This window comes from Iamia sp. SCSIO 61187 (assembly GCF_019443745.1).
Classification (GTDB): domain Bacteria; phylum Actinomycetota; class Acidimicrobiia; order Acidimicrobiales; family Iamiaceae; genus Iamia.
The window spans coordinates 248,885-262,262 of sequence record NZ_CP050948.1 but is presented as its reverse complement, the minus strand read 5'-3'; the positions used below and the strand labels follow the sequence as shown (position 1 = coordinate 262,262).

Sequence of the window (13,378 nt, the reverse complement as noted above, 5' to 3'; positions counted from 1 at the left end):
GACCCGCGAGGGCCGCGTCGCGCCCGGCACGTCGTGGTCCGGGCGCGGCGATGCCCCCGCCCGGGAGGCGGGGGCATCGATGGCGGTCGGTGCCGGTCAGACCGTCTCGGGCGCCCGGGCCGGGGCCGAGGTGCTGGCCGAGCTCGGGAGCCCGCCGCCCCCGCCGAACTCCGGGTAGGCGACCACGCCCATCTCGGGGAGGTCCAGGCCGACGAGCTCGTCCTCCTCGGCCGAGCGGATCCCGCCCGAGGCCACCTTGTCCTGGATCTTGAAGAAGGCGAAGGCGAGGCCGAAGATCACCGTCCAGATCACGAGGGCGCCCAGGGCCTGGGCGCCGAGCTGGCCGGCGTCGCCGTAGAGGATCCCCTTCACGCCCTCGACGTCGGAGCCGTTCCAGCCCGCCCCGTAGCTGCCGTCGGAGAAGATGCCGACGCACAGCACGCCGAAGGTGCCGCACACGCCGTGGACCGAGATGGCGCCGACGGGGTCGTCGATCTTGAACCGCTTCTCGATGACGAGCACCGACTCGATCACCAGGACGCCGGCGATCAGGCCGATGACCGCCGACCACCCGGGTCGGGTGAAGGCGCAGGGGGCGGTGATGGCCACCAGGCCGGCCAGCATGCCGTTGGCCATCATCCCCGGGTCGGGCTTGCCGCCGCGGACGTAGGTCATCCACAGCATGGCGGCGACGGCCCCGAAGGCGCCGGCGATGGCGGTGTTGGCGGCCACGGTCGCGAACTGGACGTCGGTGGCGGCGAAGGTCGAGGCGGCGTTGAAGCCGAACCAGCCGAACAGCAGGATGAAGGTGCCGAGCATCGCCATCGGGATGTGGTGGCCGGGCAGGGCCCGCGGGGTGCCGTCGGCGCCGAACTTCCCGATGCGGGGTCCGAGGACGAGGGCCCCGGCCAGGGCGGCGGCGCCGCCCACGGCGTGCACGACACCGGACCCGGCGAAGTCGGCGTAGCCGGCGCCCAGGCCGAGGGTGTCCCAGGTCTTCCCGAGCCAGCCCCCGCCCCAGGTCCAGGCGGCGAAGATCGGGTAGTAGATGGCGCCGCAGAACAGCCCCCACACCACGAAGCTCTTCCACTTCCAGCGCTCGGCCATGGACCCGGTCGGGATGGTGGCGACGGTGTCCATGAAGGCGACCATGTAGAGGAAGAAGGCCAGCACCGCCGGGGTGATCCGGTCGCTGTCGCCGAGCATGGCCCAGCCGCCGTGGAACAGGAACGTCCAGCTCCCGCTCCCGACGAGGGCCCCGCCGAGGGGCTCGGCCCCGTAGCCCCAGTCGAACCCGGGCAGGTCGTAGGAGTAGCCCCCGAACGCCAGCGGGAAGCCGACGAGGAAGAACCCGACGAAGCCCAGCCCGAAGATGGCGAAGTTGGTGCTGACCACGTGGGCGGCGTGCTTGGCCCGGCAGAAGCCGGTCTCGACCAGGGCGAAGCCGGCCTGCATGAAGATGACGAGGATCGCTCCGATCACGATCCACAGCAGGTTCAGCTGCTGGCCGAGGCCGACGGTCGGGTCCGTCTCCTGGGCCCCGGCCGGCAGCCCGACGGCGAGGGCGAACGCCCCGGCGAGGACGGCCGCGGTGGCGGCCTTCTTGGCGTGACGGTGGATCCTCATCGGGCCACCTCCGACCGGCGGTGGCGAGGGGTGTCGCTCATCGATCTCTCCTTTCGGACCGTCGTGCGACGGCCGGGCCGGACCGTAGGGACGGGGTGTTACGCCGCTGTGCGACGGGTGTGAACGAGAACGCTCGACCTCGTGCCACCGATCTGACGCGGAGACGGACACGTCGCCCCGACCGGCCGGGCTCAGACGGCGTCGACGCCCTGCTCTCCGGTGCGCACCCGCAGGACGCGCTCGACGGCGGTCGTCCAGACCTTCCCGTCGCCGATCTTGCCGGTGCTGGCCGCGGCGGCGATGGCATCGACGACGGCGTCGGTGGCCTCGGCGACCACCAGCACCTCGACCTTGACCTTGGGGACGAAGTCGATCTGGTACTCGGTGCCCCGGTAGGTCTCGGTGTGGCCGCCCTGGCGGCCGAAGCCCTTGACCTCGGTGACGGTGATGCCCGAGACGCCGGCGCCCTTGAGCGCCTCCTTCACCTCCTCGACGCGGTGGGGCTTGATGATGGCGGTGACCAGGTTCAGCACGGTGGGCTCCTGTCGGGACGACGACGGTGGGACGGCCGGCCGGTGCCGGCGACCCGCGGCCGCCGGGCCGGCGACCGGCGCGGACCGTACGGACGGGGTGTTTCGCGTCGGTGCGACCGGTGTGAACCCAGGCGGTCGGTCGTCTGGCGAAAGGCTGTCCGCCCGACGGACACGACCCCGGGCGCGACGGTGCCCCCGCTCGTGGGGCGGGGGCACCGTCGGTCCGTCAGCAGGTCACGGGTTGGTCGTCCTCAGATCGCATCGGCCCCCTGCTCGCCGGTGCGGATCCGCACCAGGGAGTCGATGGTGGTGACCCAGACCTTGCCGTCACCGATCTTGCCGGTGCCGGCGGCCTTGGTGATCACGTCGACGATCGCATCGGCGTCGCCGTCGTCGAGGACGATCTCGAGCTTCATCTTGGGGACGAAGTCGATCTGGTACTCGGTGCCCCGGTAGGTCTCGGTGTGGCCGCCCTGGCGGCCGAACCCCTTGACCTCGGTGACGGTGATGCCGACGACGCCCGCCTCCTTGAGGGCGTCCTTCACGTCGTCGACCTTGAACGGCTTGATGATCGCAGTGACGAGCTTCATGCCTCCACCTTCGCCTTCTTGCTGAGCCGGTCGAGCTCCTTGGTCGACAGCGTCTCGGTGAGCTCGGCGTAGCTCACACCGGCGAGGGAGTCACCGGCGTAGCCGGGCGAGCCGTGCTCGAGGACGTCGAGGCCCTCGATCTCCTCCTCCGGGGTGACCCGCAGGCCGACCGTGTACTTGATGGCCATGAAGAGGGCCCCGGCCGTGATCGTCACGAACAGGAACACGGCGACGACCATCACCGTCTGGGTGATGAGCTGGTCGAAGCCGCCCCCGTAGAACAGGCCGGCATCGGTGCGGCCGAGGAACGCGTCGTCCTTGGCCGCGAACAGGCCGATGGCCAAGGTGCCCCAGGCGCCGCAGACGCCGTGGACCGAGATGGCGCCGACGGGGTCGTCGATCTTGACGACCTTCTCGAAGAACTCGACCGAGAAGACCACCAGGACGCCGCCGACGGCGCCGACCAGGATGCCGGCCCAGTTGTAGAAGGCGCCGCAGCCGGCGGTGATCGACACCAGGCCGGCCAGCACGCCGTTGCAGGTCATGCCCACGTCGGGCTTGCCCGTGCGGAGCCAGATGGTGGCCATGCCGGCCACGCCACCGGCGGCCGCCGACAGGAGCGTGATGACGGCGATGTCCTGCACCAGCAGGTCGGCCGCCAGCTCGGAGCCGGGGTTGAAGCCGAACCAGCCGATGAAGAGGATCAGCGTGCCCAGCAGCACCAGCGGGATGCTGTGGCCGAGGATGGCCCGGGGCTTGCCGTCCTTGGTGTACTTGCCGAGGCGGGGGCCGAGGATGATCGCACCCATGAGGGCGGCCCAGCCGCCCACGCTGTGCACGATCGTCGAGCCGGCGAAGTCGCTGAACGGGACCGACAGGATCTTGCCGGTGCCGTCGTCGTCGGCGCCGAGCCAGCCGCCGCCCCAGGTCCAGCGGACGACGATCGGGTAGATCAGGGCCGTGATGACGAAGCTGTAGAGGAAGTAGCTCTTGAACTTCGTCCGCTCGGCCATGGCCCCCGAGACGATCGTCGCCGCGGTGGCGGCGAAGGCCACCTGGAAGAAGAAGTTCGTGTGCAGCGTCAGACCGCCCTCGTAGGTCTGGTCGGCCAGGAACCAGCCGCCGAGCCCGAAGAAGTCGTTGCCGTCGGGCCCGTAGGCGATGGTGTAGCCGATGAAGAAGAACGCCAGGACGCCGGCCATGCAGTCCATGAGGTTCTTCATCATGATGTTGGCCACGTTCTTGCCCCGGGTGAGCCCGGCCTCGACCAGGGCGAACCCGGCCTGCATGAACAGGACGAGGATGCCGGCGATGAACACCCAGAGGTTGTCCAAGATGTCCTGGGTCGTGGGTTCGTAGACCTCTTGGGCGCCCGCCGGCGCGGCGAGGAGGAGGGCCGCCGCACCGGTCAGCACCCCCCCGATGAAGAGCTTCCGTCTCACGTGTTCCTCCGTAGGTGGATGTCCGCGCTCCGACCGGGTGGCCGGAGCGATCGGGGTCGACCGTAAGGAGGAGATGTTTCCGCCGAAGGGGCTCTGCGTTTCACGTTTCGAACGCTTGGCTGACCCCCGTCTGACGCCTTGGTGCCGGGGGCCTCGCGTCTCCGCAGGTCACGGGACCCACCCCTCGGGGACGGGCGCAAACCTGTTCGGTGGAGGCCCGCCCGGGCGCGACGGTGCCCCCGGGGAGTCCCCCGGGGGCACCGTCGAGGCCGGTCTCAGCTCAGGTGGCGGCGGTCAGATCGCGTCGACGCCCTGCTCGCCGGTGCGGATCCGCACCACGGCCTCGACGGGCGTGACCCAGACCTTGCCGTCACCGATCTTGCCGGTGCCGGCGGCGGCGACGATCACGTCGACGACCCGGTCCATGTCGATGTCGTCGATCACGACCTCGAGCTTGACCTTGGGGACGAAGTCGATCTGGTACTCGGTGCCCCGGTAGGTCTCGGTGTGGCCGCCCTGGCGGCCGAACCCCTTGACCTCGGTGACGGTGATGCCGACGACCCCCGCCTCCTTCAGGGCGGTCTTCACGTCGTCGAGCTTGAACGGCTTGATGATGGCGGTGACGAGTCTCATTGGTGGTGTCCTCTCCGTCCCGCTCAGACCGTCGCGCTCGGTGCCCGGGAGCCGTGGGACGACTCGAGGGCATCGGACACCTGGTAGCCGGGGCTGTCGTGGTAGGCGGTCTCGCTGTGCTCGGCCAGGTCGAGACCAGCGTCCTCGACCTCCTCCGACACTCGCACACCGATGGTGGCCTTGAGCGCCATCATGATCAGGGCGGTCACCACGAACGAGTAGACGATGGTGGCGCCGTTGGCGATCACCTGCTCGATGAGCAGGTCGGGACCGCCGCCGAGGAGCAGGCCCTCCATGAACGGGCCGTCGTAGCCCTCGAGGAGGTCGCCGTAGGCGGAGGCGAAGTAGTCCGGGTCGGCGAAGAGGCCCAGCAGGAGCGAGCCGGTGAGGCCGCCGACGAAGTGGACGCCGACGACGTCGAGGGCGTCGTCGTAGCCGAGCTTGGTCTTGAGCCCGACGGCGAAGCAGCAGACGACGCCGGCGATGAGGCCGATCCAGAGCGGCGCCATGCCCGACACGAACCCGGCGCAGGGCGTGATGGCCACCAGGCCGGCGACGATGCCGGAGGCGGCGCCGAGGTTGGTGAAGTGCCCGTCGCGGGCGCGCTCGACGAGGCACCAGGCGAGGCCGGCGGCGGCCGCGGCCACGAAGGTGTTGGCGAAGGCCTGCACGGCCTGGCCGTTGGCGGCGAGGGCGGAGCCGGCGTTGAAGCCGAACCAGCCGAACCACAGGATGCCGGTGCCGAGCATGACCAGGGGCATGGAGTGGGGCGGGTGGCCCTCGCCGGGCCACCCCCGGCGCTTGCCGAGGACCCAGACGCACGCCAGGGCGGCGATGCCGGCGTTGACGTGGATGGCGGTGCCCCCGGCGAAGTCGATCGAGCCGGGGAGGAACAGGTTGTCGTCGGAGATCACGCCCTGGCCGAACCAGCCGCCGTACACCCACTTGAACACGGGCACGAAGACCAGGAGCATCCAGACCGGGGCGAAGATCGCCCACGCCGAGAACTTCATCCGGTCGGCGACCGCGCCCGAGATCAGGGCCGGGGTGATCACCGCGAACATCCCGAGGAACAGCACGGTGGCCAGGACGAGGCCACCGTCCTCGCCCGAGATGTCGATGGCCCGGAGGAACAGGTTGTCGAAGTTGCCGATGAAGTCGTTGGCGGCGCCCGTCGTCCCGTAGGCGAGCGAGAAGCCGACCACGACCCAGACGACCGGGATGATGAGCAGGCACCAGAAGTTCATCATCAGCATGTTCAGGACGTTCCGGCTGCGGTCCATCCCTCCGTAGAAGAACGCCAGCCCCGGGGTCATGAACAAGACGAGGGCGGCCGAGATCAGCACCCAGGCCAGATTGCCTTCCATAGGAGGTTCACCGTTTCTGTGGTCGGGGGCGTCGAGCGCCCGGGATCGGGGCGCAACGTAAGGAGGGTGTGTTTCGTGAACGTTTCGCCGTCTTGACCGCTGCATGACGTGTCCGGGCCACCGGGGCGCGATCGGACCCGTCCGGTGGCCACGCCCGTGACGAGGGGTTCGTCGCCCTGGGGGACAGATCGCGGTCAGGTGGCCGCCCAGATCCGTTCACACCGCTGACGACGGGGTGAAACGAGCGATCCGTACGTTCCCCGCCGTGGATCCCGTGGCCTCCGGCGCCCCCGACGACCTCGGCGCCCTCGATGGGCCCGGCGCCCTCGACGGTCGCGGCCGGGCCGACGACCGCGGCGTGGAGATGCTGACCTGGCCCGCCCAGGAGGAGCTCCGGGTCGAGCTCCGCTCCCGCGGCGTGCCCCGCCTGCTGGTCCTGGAGGCCGGCGCCGCGCCGCCGCGGGCCGAGGACGACCTCGAGGACTGGATCTGGCTGCCGGCCGACGAGCGCGACGTCTTCGCCCGGCTCCGGCACCTGGCCGGTCGGCAGCGGCGCGGGGGCCTCGGTCCCGACACCGTCACCGTCGCCTCCGACGGCACGACCTGGATCGCCGGCCATCGCCTGCGGCTGCCACCGGCGGAGGCGGCGATCCTGCGCTGCCTCGCCGACCCGCCCGAGCGCCTCTGCCGTCGGGCGGACCTCGACCGGGCGGTGTGGGGCGAGGCGCCCCACGCCCGCCGGTCGCTCGACAGCCGCATCTTCGTGCTCCGGCGTCGGATCGCGCCCTACGGCCTCGTCGTCCACGCCGTCCGGGGGCGGGGCTTCGTCCTCACCACGCCCGGCCCCCACACCCGGGGGGAGTCCTGGTGACCGCCGCCGCGCCGCCCCCCGCCGGTCGCCGGACCGACGGCGGGCTCTACCTCGTCGCCCAGCTGGCCCTGGTCTTCGCCGCCCTCCTCTGGATGCCCTTCGGGGTCCGCGACGCCACCGGCGTGTCGAACGTCCTGCCCGCGCTGCGGCCCGCCCCGGCCGAGACGCCCCGGACCGCCGAGTGGGACCAGGTCACCGCCGAGGCGGTCCGTCGGCCCGCGCCCGGGCGCCCGGCGGTCGTCGTCGCCGTCCTGGTGGCCGGGATGGTGCTCGTCGCCGCCCGCCGCCGGTCGGTCGGGCACGGCCGCCCGCGCCCCTCCCTCGGCCCCCGCCCGGTCCGCGCCGGCCGCATCGGCAGTCGCGCCCCTCCCTTCCTGCGCTGATCCCCGGACCGGTGCGCCCGCCCGGTCCCCGATCGCGCCCGCCCTCGGGCGGGAGGAAGGAACGACACCATGAGCGCTCCCCGCGCTGCCGCCCGGCCCCGCCCGGGCACCCCGCCGTCGTCCGCCGCCGGAGCACCGGCACCGGACGACACCCGCACGGTCATCGACGGCATCGCCGTGCTGCGCTGGCCCACCGACGCCGAGATCCGCGACGGGCTCGTCGCCGACGGCACGCCCCGCATCCTCGTGGTGGAGGACGACGCCCCCCCACCGCTCGTGTGGGACCGCCACGAGGACTGGGTGCGCGCCGGCTCGGGCCGGGCCGAGGTCGAGGCGCGGTCGGCGCGCCTGGCGGCGCGCCCGGCCGAGCCGCGACCCGGCCCGGTGGTGCCGATGCTCGACGCCGACGGGATCGTCCGCACGGCCGACGGCGAGTGGGCGGCGATCCCGCCGGTCGAGGCGCGCCTGCTGGCCCCGCTGCTCGACCGGGCGGACCACGTCGTGCACCGCGCCGACCTCCTCGCCGCCGCCTGGCCGCAGGGCGGCGTCAACCAACGGGCCCTCGACGGCCGCATGAAGCTGCTCCGCCGTCGGGTGGCCCCGCTGGGCATCAAGATCCACACCGTCCGCGGCCTGGGGTTCCTCCTGGAGATGGGCGACGGCTGACCGCTGGCGACCGGCCGACGAGGTCATCCGGCACGAACGGTCACGCCTACGTATGCTCCCGGCCCATGGCCCGCCGTGAGACCTACCTCGACCACCTCGCCTCAGTGCCGCTGTTCTCGGCCTGCTCCCGGCGCGAGCTGGGCAAGATCGCCAAGGCCGGCGACGAGCTCAAGGTGAAGGCCGGCCACGTGCTGACCAGCCAGGGCGACGCCGGGCGGGAGGCGTACGTCATCGTCGACGGCTCGGCGACCGTCAAGCGGGGCAACCGCAAGGTCGCCACCCTCGGCCCCGGCGAGAGCGTGGGCGAGCTGGCCCTCCTCGACCACGGGCCCCGCACCGCCACCGTCGTCGCCGACACCGACATGACCCTCTTCGTGGTCGGCGCCCGCCAGTTCGCCGCCGTCCTCGAGGACGTGCCCACCCTCTCCCGCAAGGTGATGGCGTCGCTCGCCGGCCGCATCCGCGAGCTCGACTCCAAGATCTTCAGCTAGGCCGACCGACCGCCGACCAGCCCTTTGGCGCGCGCGTCCCTGGTACCGATCGCGCCCCCCACGGCCCCGATCCGTACCGAGAACCGCCGTGGCCTCGTCGTCCCTGGTCGGACGGGAGTCGTCACATCGGCGAAACAACCGAGAAACGTCGCCTCCGTACGGTCCCGGCCATGGACGACGCGCAGTCCAACGGTGGACGGCCCGAGATCACCCTGGTGCGATGGCCCGAGCAGGAGGCGACCCGGGCCGCGCTGCGCGCCGAGGGCCGACCGCGGATGCTGCTGCTCAACCCCACCACCCCGGCCCCCGAGCCGGGCGACGAGATGGAGGACTGGGTCCGCATCCCGGTCGCCGAGGCGGACCTGCGGGCCCGGGTGCGCTGGCTGGCGCACCGCGTCGCCAGCGGGCGGACGGTCCGGGTCGAGACCCGGCCGGTGCTCGACGACGACGGGCTCTTCCGGGTCGGCGACGAGTGGGTCGCCCTGCCGCCGGTGGAGCACCGCCTGGCCCGGGCCCTGCTGGACCGGCTCGGCACCGTCGTCACCCGTGAGGCGCTGGCCGCCGCCGGCTGGCCCGAGGGGGCCCCGGGGCGCAACGCCCTCGACGTCCACGTCCTGCGCCTGCGCCGCCGGCTGGCCCCGCTGAGCATGACGATCCACACGGTCCGCAGCCGCGGCTACCTCCTCGCCGTCAGCGGGCCCCGGACCGCGGCCAGCGGCGGCTGATCGCCCCTGGCGCTCGGAGTGGGTCCTGGCCTGGGGCCATGAGTAGTTTCGTGGCCACCATGACTGCCACCGATGAGGCTGCTCCGACCACGTCGAAGCGGATCCGCCCTCACCACCTCGTCATCGGCCTCGGAGCCGGAATCGCCCTCTTCGCCGCCCTGCTCGGCGGGTGGCTGCCGCTGCTGACCGGGTGGCACGACGACTCCCCGGTGCGGCGCGAGGTCTGGGGGAACGTGCCCAGCGCGGTGAAGCTGGCGTTCTACATCGTGATCCCGGTCGCCATCTTCATCGGGGCGCTGTCGTTCTCCAACCGCACCAAGAACTGGCAGCGCGGCGGTCCCGACGACCGCTCGACCACCCCCAAGAACGTCAAGCGCCGCATGGCCGACTTCCGGGCCGGCGTCTACATGAAGACCCTCCTGCGCGACCCCGCCGCCGGGGTCATGCACTCGCTGATCTACTTCGGCTTCCTGATCCTCCTGGCCGTGACGATCATCCTGGAGATCGACCACCAGGTCCCCGAGGGCATGAAGTTCCTCCACGGCGACGTGTACCGGGCCTACGTCCTCGTGGGCGACGCCGCCGGCCTCGCCCTGCTGAGCGGGACGGTGTGGGCGATCGTGCGCCGCTACGTCCAGCGCCCGTACCGGATCCGCATCAAGTCCAAGCCCGAGCACGCCCTGATCCTGGGCACCTTCCTCGTCCTGGCCGTCAGCGGCTTCGGGGCCGAGGTGTGGCGCATCGCCCTCGACGGTCGCCCCGAGTTCGAGCAGTGGGCGTTCGTCTCGTACCCGCTGTCGGGGCTCATCGAGGACTCCAGCACCCTGTCCGGCGGCCACCAGATCTGGTGGCTGGTCCACGTGGCCAGCTTCGTGCTGTTCCTGGCCATCCTCCCGGTCACCATGCTCCGCCACATGTTCACCTCGCCGCTGAACATGTACCTGCGCGACAAGGAGCGCCCGAAGGGCGCCATGAAGGCCATGCCGAACCTGATGGAGACCGAGATGGAGAGCTTCGGCGCCTCCACCGTCGAGGACTTCACCTGGAAGCAGCTCCTCGACACCGACTCGTGCACCATGTGCGGCCGCTGCACCAGCGTGTGCCCGGCCCACGCCACCGGCAAGCCGCTCGACCCCCGCGAGATCGTCCTCAAGACCGGCGAGGTCATGGCCGCCACCGGCAGCCCCAAGGTGTCGCCGCCGATCGGCCTCGACGGTGAGATCACCATCGGCGCCGACTCCCTCTTCGAGCGGATCACGCCCGAGGAGGTGTGGGCCTGCACGTCGTGCAAGGCCTGCGACGAGATCTGCCCGGTCAACATCGAGATCCTCGACAAGATCCTCGACATGCGGCGCTACCTGTCGCTGATGGAGCCGGACAAGGCCCCGACCGAGCTCACCAAGGCGTGGGGCTCGATGGAGAGCAGCGGCAACCCGTGGGGCATGAGCTCCTCGGAGCGCACCAAGTGGGCCGAGAAGCTGGGCGACTCGATCGTGGTGGTCGACGGCACCGAGGCCCTCGAGCACGAGTACCTCTACTGGGTCGGCTGCGCCGGGTCGTTCGACGACAAGAACCAGAAGGTCACCCAGTCGATGGCCAAGCTGCTCCAGCGGGCCGAGATCGACTTCGCCATCCTCGGCCCGGCCGAGAACTGCACCGGCGACCCGGCCCGCCGCTCGGGCAACGAGTACATCTTCCAGATGCTCGCCATGCAGAACGTCGAGACGCTCAACGGCATGGGTGTGAGGAAGATCATCACCCAGTGCCCGCACTGCTTCAACACGCTGATGAACGAGTACCCGCAGCTGGGCGGCCACTACGAGGTGATGCACCACTCGAAGCTGCTCGAGCAGCTGGTCGAGTCGGGCCGCCTCGACCTCAGCCGGGCCCAGCTCGACGACCGCATCGTGTACCACGACTCCTGCTACCTCGGCCGCCACAACGACATCTACATGGCGCCCCGGCAGGTCATCGGCCGCCTCGGTGGCGTCGAGGTCGTGGAGGCGCCCCGGAACGGCACCAAGGGCATGTGCTGCGGCGCCGGCGGCGCCCGCATGTTCATGGAGGAGACGGTCGGCACCAAGGTCAACGACGCCCGGGCCGAGGAGCTCGTCGGCACCGGCGCCAGCCGCATCGCCACCGCCTGCCCGTTCTGCTACATCATGATCGACGACGGCGTGAAGGGGATGGGCGTCGACGACGAGGACGTCAAGGTCGCCGACATCGCCATGCACCTGGTCGAGGCGATCGAGCAGGGCGAGACGGCCGACGCCATGTCGGTCCACGTCCCCCAGAGCCTGGGCCCCGACCCCGTCTGACCGGCACCGCCGCCCCCCGCCGGCGCGCCTGATCCGGGATCAGGCCACCGCCGGCGGCCAGCGGTGGGCGGCCCACTCCGCCCACGTGGCGAAGCCTGTGGGCGGGGCCCCGACCGGTTCGGTCCCGTCGATCTCGCCCGGCGTGGGGACGTCGAAGCGAGATCCCCACCGGCCGAGCTCCTCCTCGGAGATGGGCCAGGTCTCGTGCGGGGCCTCGGCCCACCGCCGCTCGAGGCGGCGGCGCTGCTCGTCGGGGGTGAGGGCGAAGGAGAGGATCACGACGTCGGCCCCGACGTCGGCCGCCGCCTGGCGGAGGGCGGACCGCTCGTCGCGGCTCCAGAGGCCGAAGTCGATCACCACGTCGACCCCGGCGGCGAGGGCTCGGAGCCCGATCTGGATCAGCCGACCCTCGATGACGTCCGACGCCGCCTCCGGGTTGTCGGCGCCGTAGAGGGCCTTCATCCACTCGTCCTTGGTCAGGCGGAGCGCGCCGCGCTCGGCCTCGATCCGGCGCGCCGCGGTGGTCTTGCCCGTCCCCGGCAACCCGACGGTGAGGAACAGCGTCGGGCGCCGACCGTCTCGGTGCGGGCCGTCGTCCACCGCTCCATCCTGGCCCCCGGGGCGATCGCTCGCCCCGGCCACGGATCGTGGCCCGGGCCTGGTTCCCCACCGACGCCGGTCCACGCAGCGTGGTACGCATAGGTCGTTCGGCCTAGACAGCGCCGACCACGCACAGTAGGGTCAACCCACGTTCACCACGAAGCGTGGTGGCGGGACGAGAGAGACGCACCCGTGGCCGACACGCCTCCGACGCACCCCACCCCCGACCTCCTCGACGACATCGGCCCCATCGGCGGCCAGGCGCTGATCGAGGGCGTGATGATGCGGCGGGCCGGCGCCTGGGGGGCGGCGGTCCGCCGCGCCGACGGCACCATCGCCACCACCGGGGCGGCGCTGCCCGACGACGGCGAGGGCGTGCGCCGCATCCCCCTGCTGCGGGGCCCGGTGGCGCTGTGGGAGTCGGTCAGCCTCGGGACCAAGGCCATGATCTGGGGGGCCCAGGAGCGCGGCACCGAGGACGGCAGGGGCTACTCGAAGGGGGGCCTGGCCCTCACCACGGTCATCGCCGCCGTGCTGGCCATCGGGATCCTCGGCCTGCTGCCGGCGGTGCTGCCCAAGGCCCTGGGCATCGAGGGCCGGTGGCTGTTCAACGCCACCGAGAGCGCCATCCGCCTCTCCATCCTCGTGGGCTACATGTGGCTGCTGTCGCTCAACAGCGAGGTCAAGCGCACCTTCGCCTACCACGGCGCCGAGCACATGACGATCCACGCCTTCGAGCACGGCGTCGCCCTCGAGCCGGCCGAGATCCGCCGCTTCGACCGCCGCCACCCCCGCTGCGGCACCGCCTTCCTCCTCATCGTGGTGCTGGTGTCGCTGATCGCCCACGTCGCCGTGGGCGAGGTGAGCTGGCCGGTGCTGGTGGCCAGCCGGGTGCTGGGCCTGCCGGTCGTGGCCGGTGTCGCCTACGAGGTGATCCGCCTGGCCGGGCTCCGCCGCCACTCGGTGCTGGGGCGGGTGCTGATGGCGCCGGGCTCGTGGCTCCAGACCCTGACGACCCAGCCTCCCGACGACGACCAGATCGAGGTCGCGGTGGCCGCCCTCCACGCCACCCTCGCCGCCGAGGCCGCCCCGGCGCCGGCCGCCGCTCCCGTCGGGGCGTCGGCGTGAGCGGG

The 13,378-nt window shown here is 71.9% G+C and carries 14 protein-coding genes; 7 read left to right on the top strand and 7 right to left on the bottom strand.

The genetic code is table 11. The features are described 5' to 3' along the window. Positions 1 to 96 precede the first annotated feature (96 nt). From HC251_RS01240 to HC251_RS01215, 6 genes are all read right to left on the bottom strand, one after another. The gene (locus HC251_RS01240) at positions 97 to 1,626 is read right to left on the bottom strand and encodes an ammonium transporter (protein ID WP_219943510.1); all 1,530 of its coding nucleotides are present in this window, start codon (positions 1,624 to 1,626) and stop codon (positions 97 to 99) included. Between the two features lie 191 nt (positions 1,627 to 1,817). Continuing rightward, positions 1,818 to 2,156, bottom strand: a complete 339-nt coding sequence (locus HC251_RS01235) for a P-II family nitrogen regulator (protein ID WP_219945586.1) — start codon at positions 2,154 to 2,156, stop codon at positions 1,818 to 1,820. Positions 2,157 to 2,410: 254 nt separating this feature from the next. After that, on the bottom strand, positions 2,411 to 2,749 hold the full coding sequence (locus HC251_RS01230) for a P-II family nitrogen regulator (protein WP_219943509.1): 339 nt from the start codon (positions 2,747 to 2,749) through the stop codon (positions 2,411 to 2,413). Beyond that, positions 2,746 to 4,191 (bottom strand): ammonium transporter, encoded by a 1,446-nt coding sequence (locus HC251_RS01225; protein WP_255566561.1) that lies wholly within the window; start codon positions 4,189 to 4,191, stop codon positions 2,746 to 2,748. The genes HC251_RS01230 and HC251_RS01225 overlap by 4 nt, the downstream gene beginning before the upstream one ends. Positions 4,192 to 4,485: 294 nt before the next feature. After that, complete coding sequence (locus HC251_RS01220; protein WP_219943508.1) at positions 4,486 to 4,824, bottom strand: P-II family nitrogen regulator; 339 nt, start codon at positions 4,822 to 4,824, stop codon at positions 4,486 to 4,488. Between the two features lie 23 nt (positions 4,825 to 4,847). Then, positions 4,848 to 6,191, bottom strand: coding sequence for an ammonium transporter (locus HC251_RS01215; RefSeq protein WP_219943507.1), 1,344 nt, complete (start codon positions 6,189 to 6,191; stop codon positions 4,848 to 4,850). 265 nt (positions 6,192 to 6,456) lie between these two features. On the opposite strand from HC251_RS01215, the gene HC251_RS01210 reads away from it, so the two are divergent. The 6 genes from HC251_RS01210 (at position 6,457) to HC251_RS01185 (ending at position 11,645) form a co-directional block, all read left to right on the top strand. Beyond that, on the top strand, positions 6,457 to 7,062 hold the full coding sequence (locus HC251_RS01210) for a winged helix-turn-helix domain-containing protein (protein ID WP_219943506.1): 606 nt from the start codon (positions 6,457 to 6,459) through the stop codon (positions 7,060 to 7,062). Then, the gene (locus HC251_RS01205) at positions 7,059 to 7,445 is read left to right on the top strand and encodes a hypothetical protein (protein WP_219943505.1); all 387 of its coding nucleotides are present in this window, start codon (positions 7,059 to 7,061) and stop codon (positions 7,443 to 7,445) included. The genes HC251_RS01210 and HC251_RS01205 overlap by 4 nt, the downstream gene beginning before the upstream one ends. A 69-nt stretch (positions 7,446 to 7,514) precedes the next feature. After that, complete coding sequence (locus HC251_RS01200) at positions 7,515 to 8,111, top strand: winged helix-turn-helix domain-containing protein (protein WP_219943504.1); 597 nt, start codon at positions 7,515 to 7,517, stop codon at positions 8,109 to 8,111. 65 nt (positions 8,112 to 8,176) lie between these two features. Beyond that, on the top strand, positions 8,177 to 8,602 hold the full coding sequence (locus tag HC251_RS01195) for a cyclic nucleotide-binding domain-containing protein (RefSeq protein ID WP_219943503.1): 426 nt from the start codon (positions 8,177 to 8,179) through the stop codon (positions 8,600 to 8,602). Positions 8,603 to 8,772: 170 nt separating this feature from the next. Further along, positions 8,773 to 9,327: a winged helix-turn-helix domain-containing protein gene (locus HC251_RS01190; RefSeq protein ID WP_219943502.1), complete on the top strand. Its 555-nt coding sequence runs from the start codon at positions 8,773 to 8,775 to the stop codon at positions 9,325 to 9,327. A 59-nt stretch (positions 9,328 to 9,386) separates the two neighbouring features. After that, positions 9,387 to 11,645, top strand: a complete 2,259-nt coding sequence (locus tag HC251_RS01185; protein WP_255566559.1) for a heterodisulfide reductase-related iron-sulfur binding cluster — start codon at positions 9,387 to 9,389, stop codon at positions 11,643 to 11,645. A 39-nt stretch (positions 11,646 to 11,684) separates the two neighbouring features. Here the strand turns inward: HC251_RS01185 and HC251_RS01180 are convergent, their stop codons facing one another. Next, positions 11,685 to 12,245, bottom strand: coding sequence for an ATP-binding protein (locus HC251_RS01180; RefSeq protein WP_219943500.1), 561 nt, complete (start codon positions 12,243 to 12,245; stop codon positions 11,685 to 11,687). A 192-nt stretch (positions 12,246 to 12,437) separates the two neighbouring features. On the opposite strand from HC251_RS01180, the gene HC251_RS01175 reads away from it, so the two are divergent. After that, complete coding sequence (locus HC251_RS01175) at positions 12,438 to 13,373, top strand: DUF1385 domain-containing protein (RefSeq protein WP_219943499.1); 936 nt, start codon at positions 12,438 to 12,440, stop codon at positions 13,371 to 13,373. Positions 13,374 to 13,378: the final 5 nt, after the last annotated feature.

Excerpts from the sequence above, each read along its gene's own strand:
- HC251_RS01240 (WP_219943510.1), bottom strand. The coding sequence starts at position 1,626 with ATGAGGATCCACCGTCACGCCAAGAAGGCCGCCACCGCGGCCGTCCTC.
- HC251_RS01230 (WP_219943509.1), bottom strand. The coding sequence starts at position 2,749 with ATGAAGCTCGTCACTGCGATCATCAAGCCGTTCAAGGTCGACGACGTG.
- HC251_RS01220 (WP_219943508.1), bottom strand. The coding sequence starts at position 4,824 with ATGAGACTCGTCACCGCCATCATCAAGCCGTTCAAGCTCGACGACGTG.
- HC251_RS01215 (WP_219943507.1), bottom strand. The coding sequence starts at position 6,191 with ATGGAAGGCAATCTGGCCTGGGTGCTGATCTCGGCCGCCCTCGTCTTG.
- HC251_RS01200 (WP_219943504.1), top strand. The coding sequence starts at position 7,515 with ATGAGCGCTCCCCGCGCTGCCGCCCGGCCCCGCCCGGGCACCCCGCCG.
- HC251_RS01195 (WP_219943503.1), top strand. The coding sequence starts at position 8,177 with ATGGCCCGCCGTGAGACCTACCTCGACCACCTCGCCTCAGTGCCGCTG.
- HC251_RS01190 (WP_219943502.1), top strand. The coding sequence starts at position 8,773 with ATGGACGACGCGCAGTCCAACGGTGGACGGCCCGAGATCACCCTGGTG.
- HC251_RS01185 (WP_255566559.1), top strand. The coding sequence starts at position 9,387 with ATGACTGCCACCGATGAGGCTGCTCCGACCACGTCGAAGCGGATCCGC.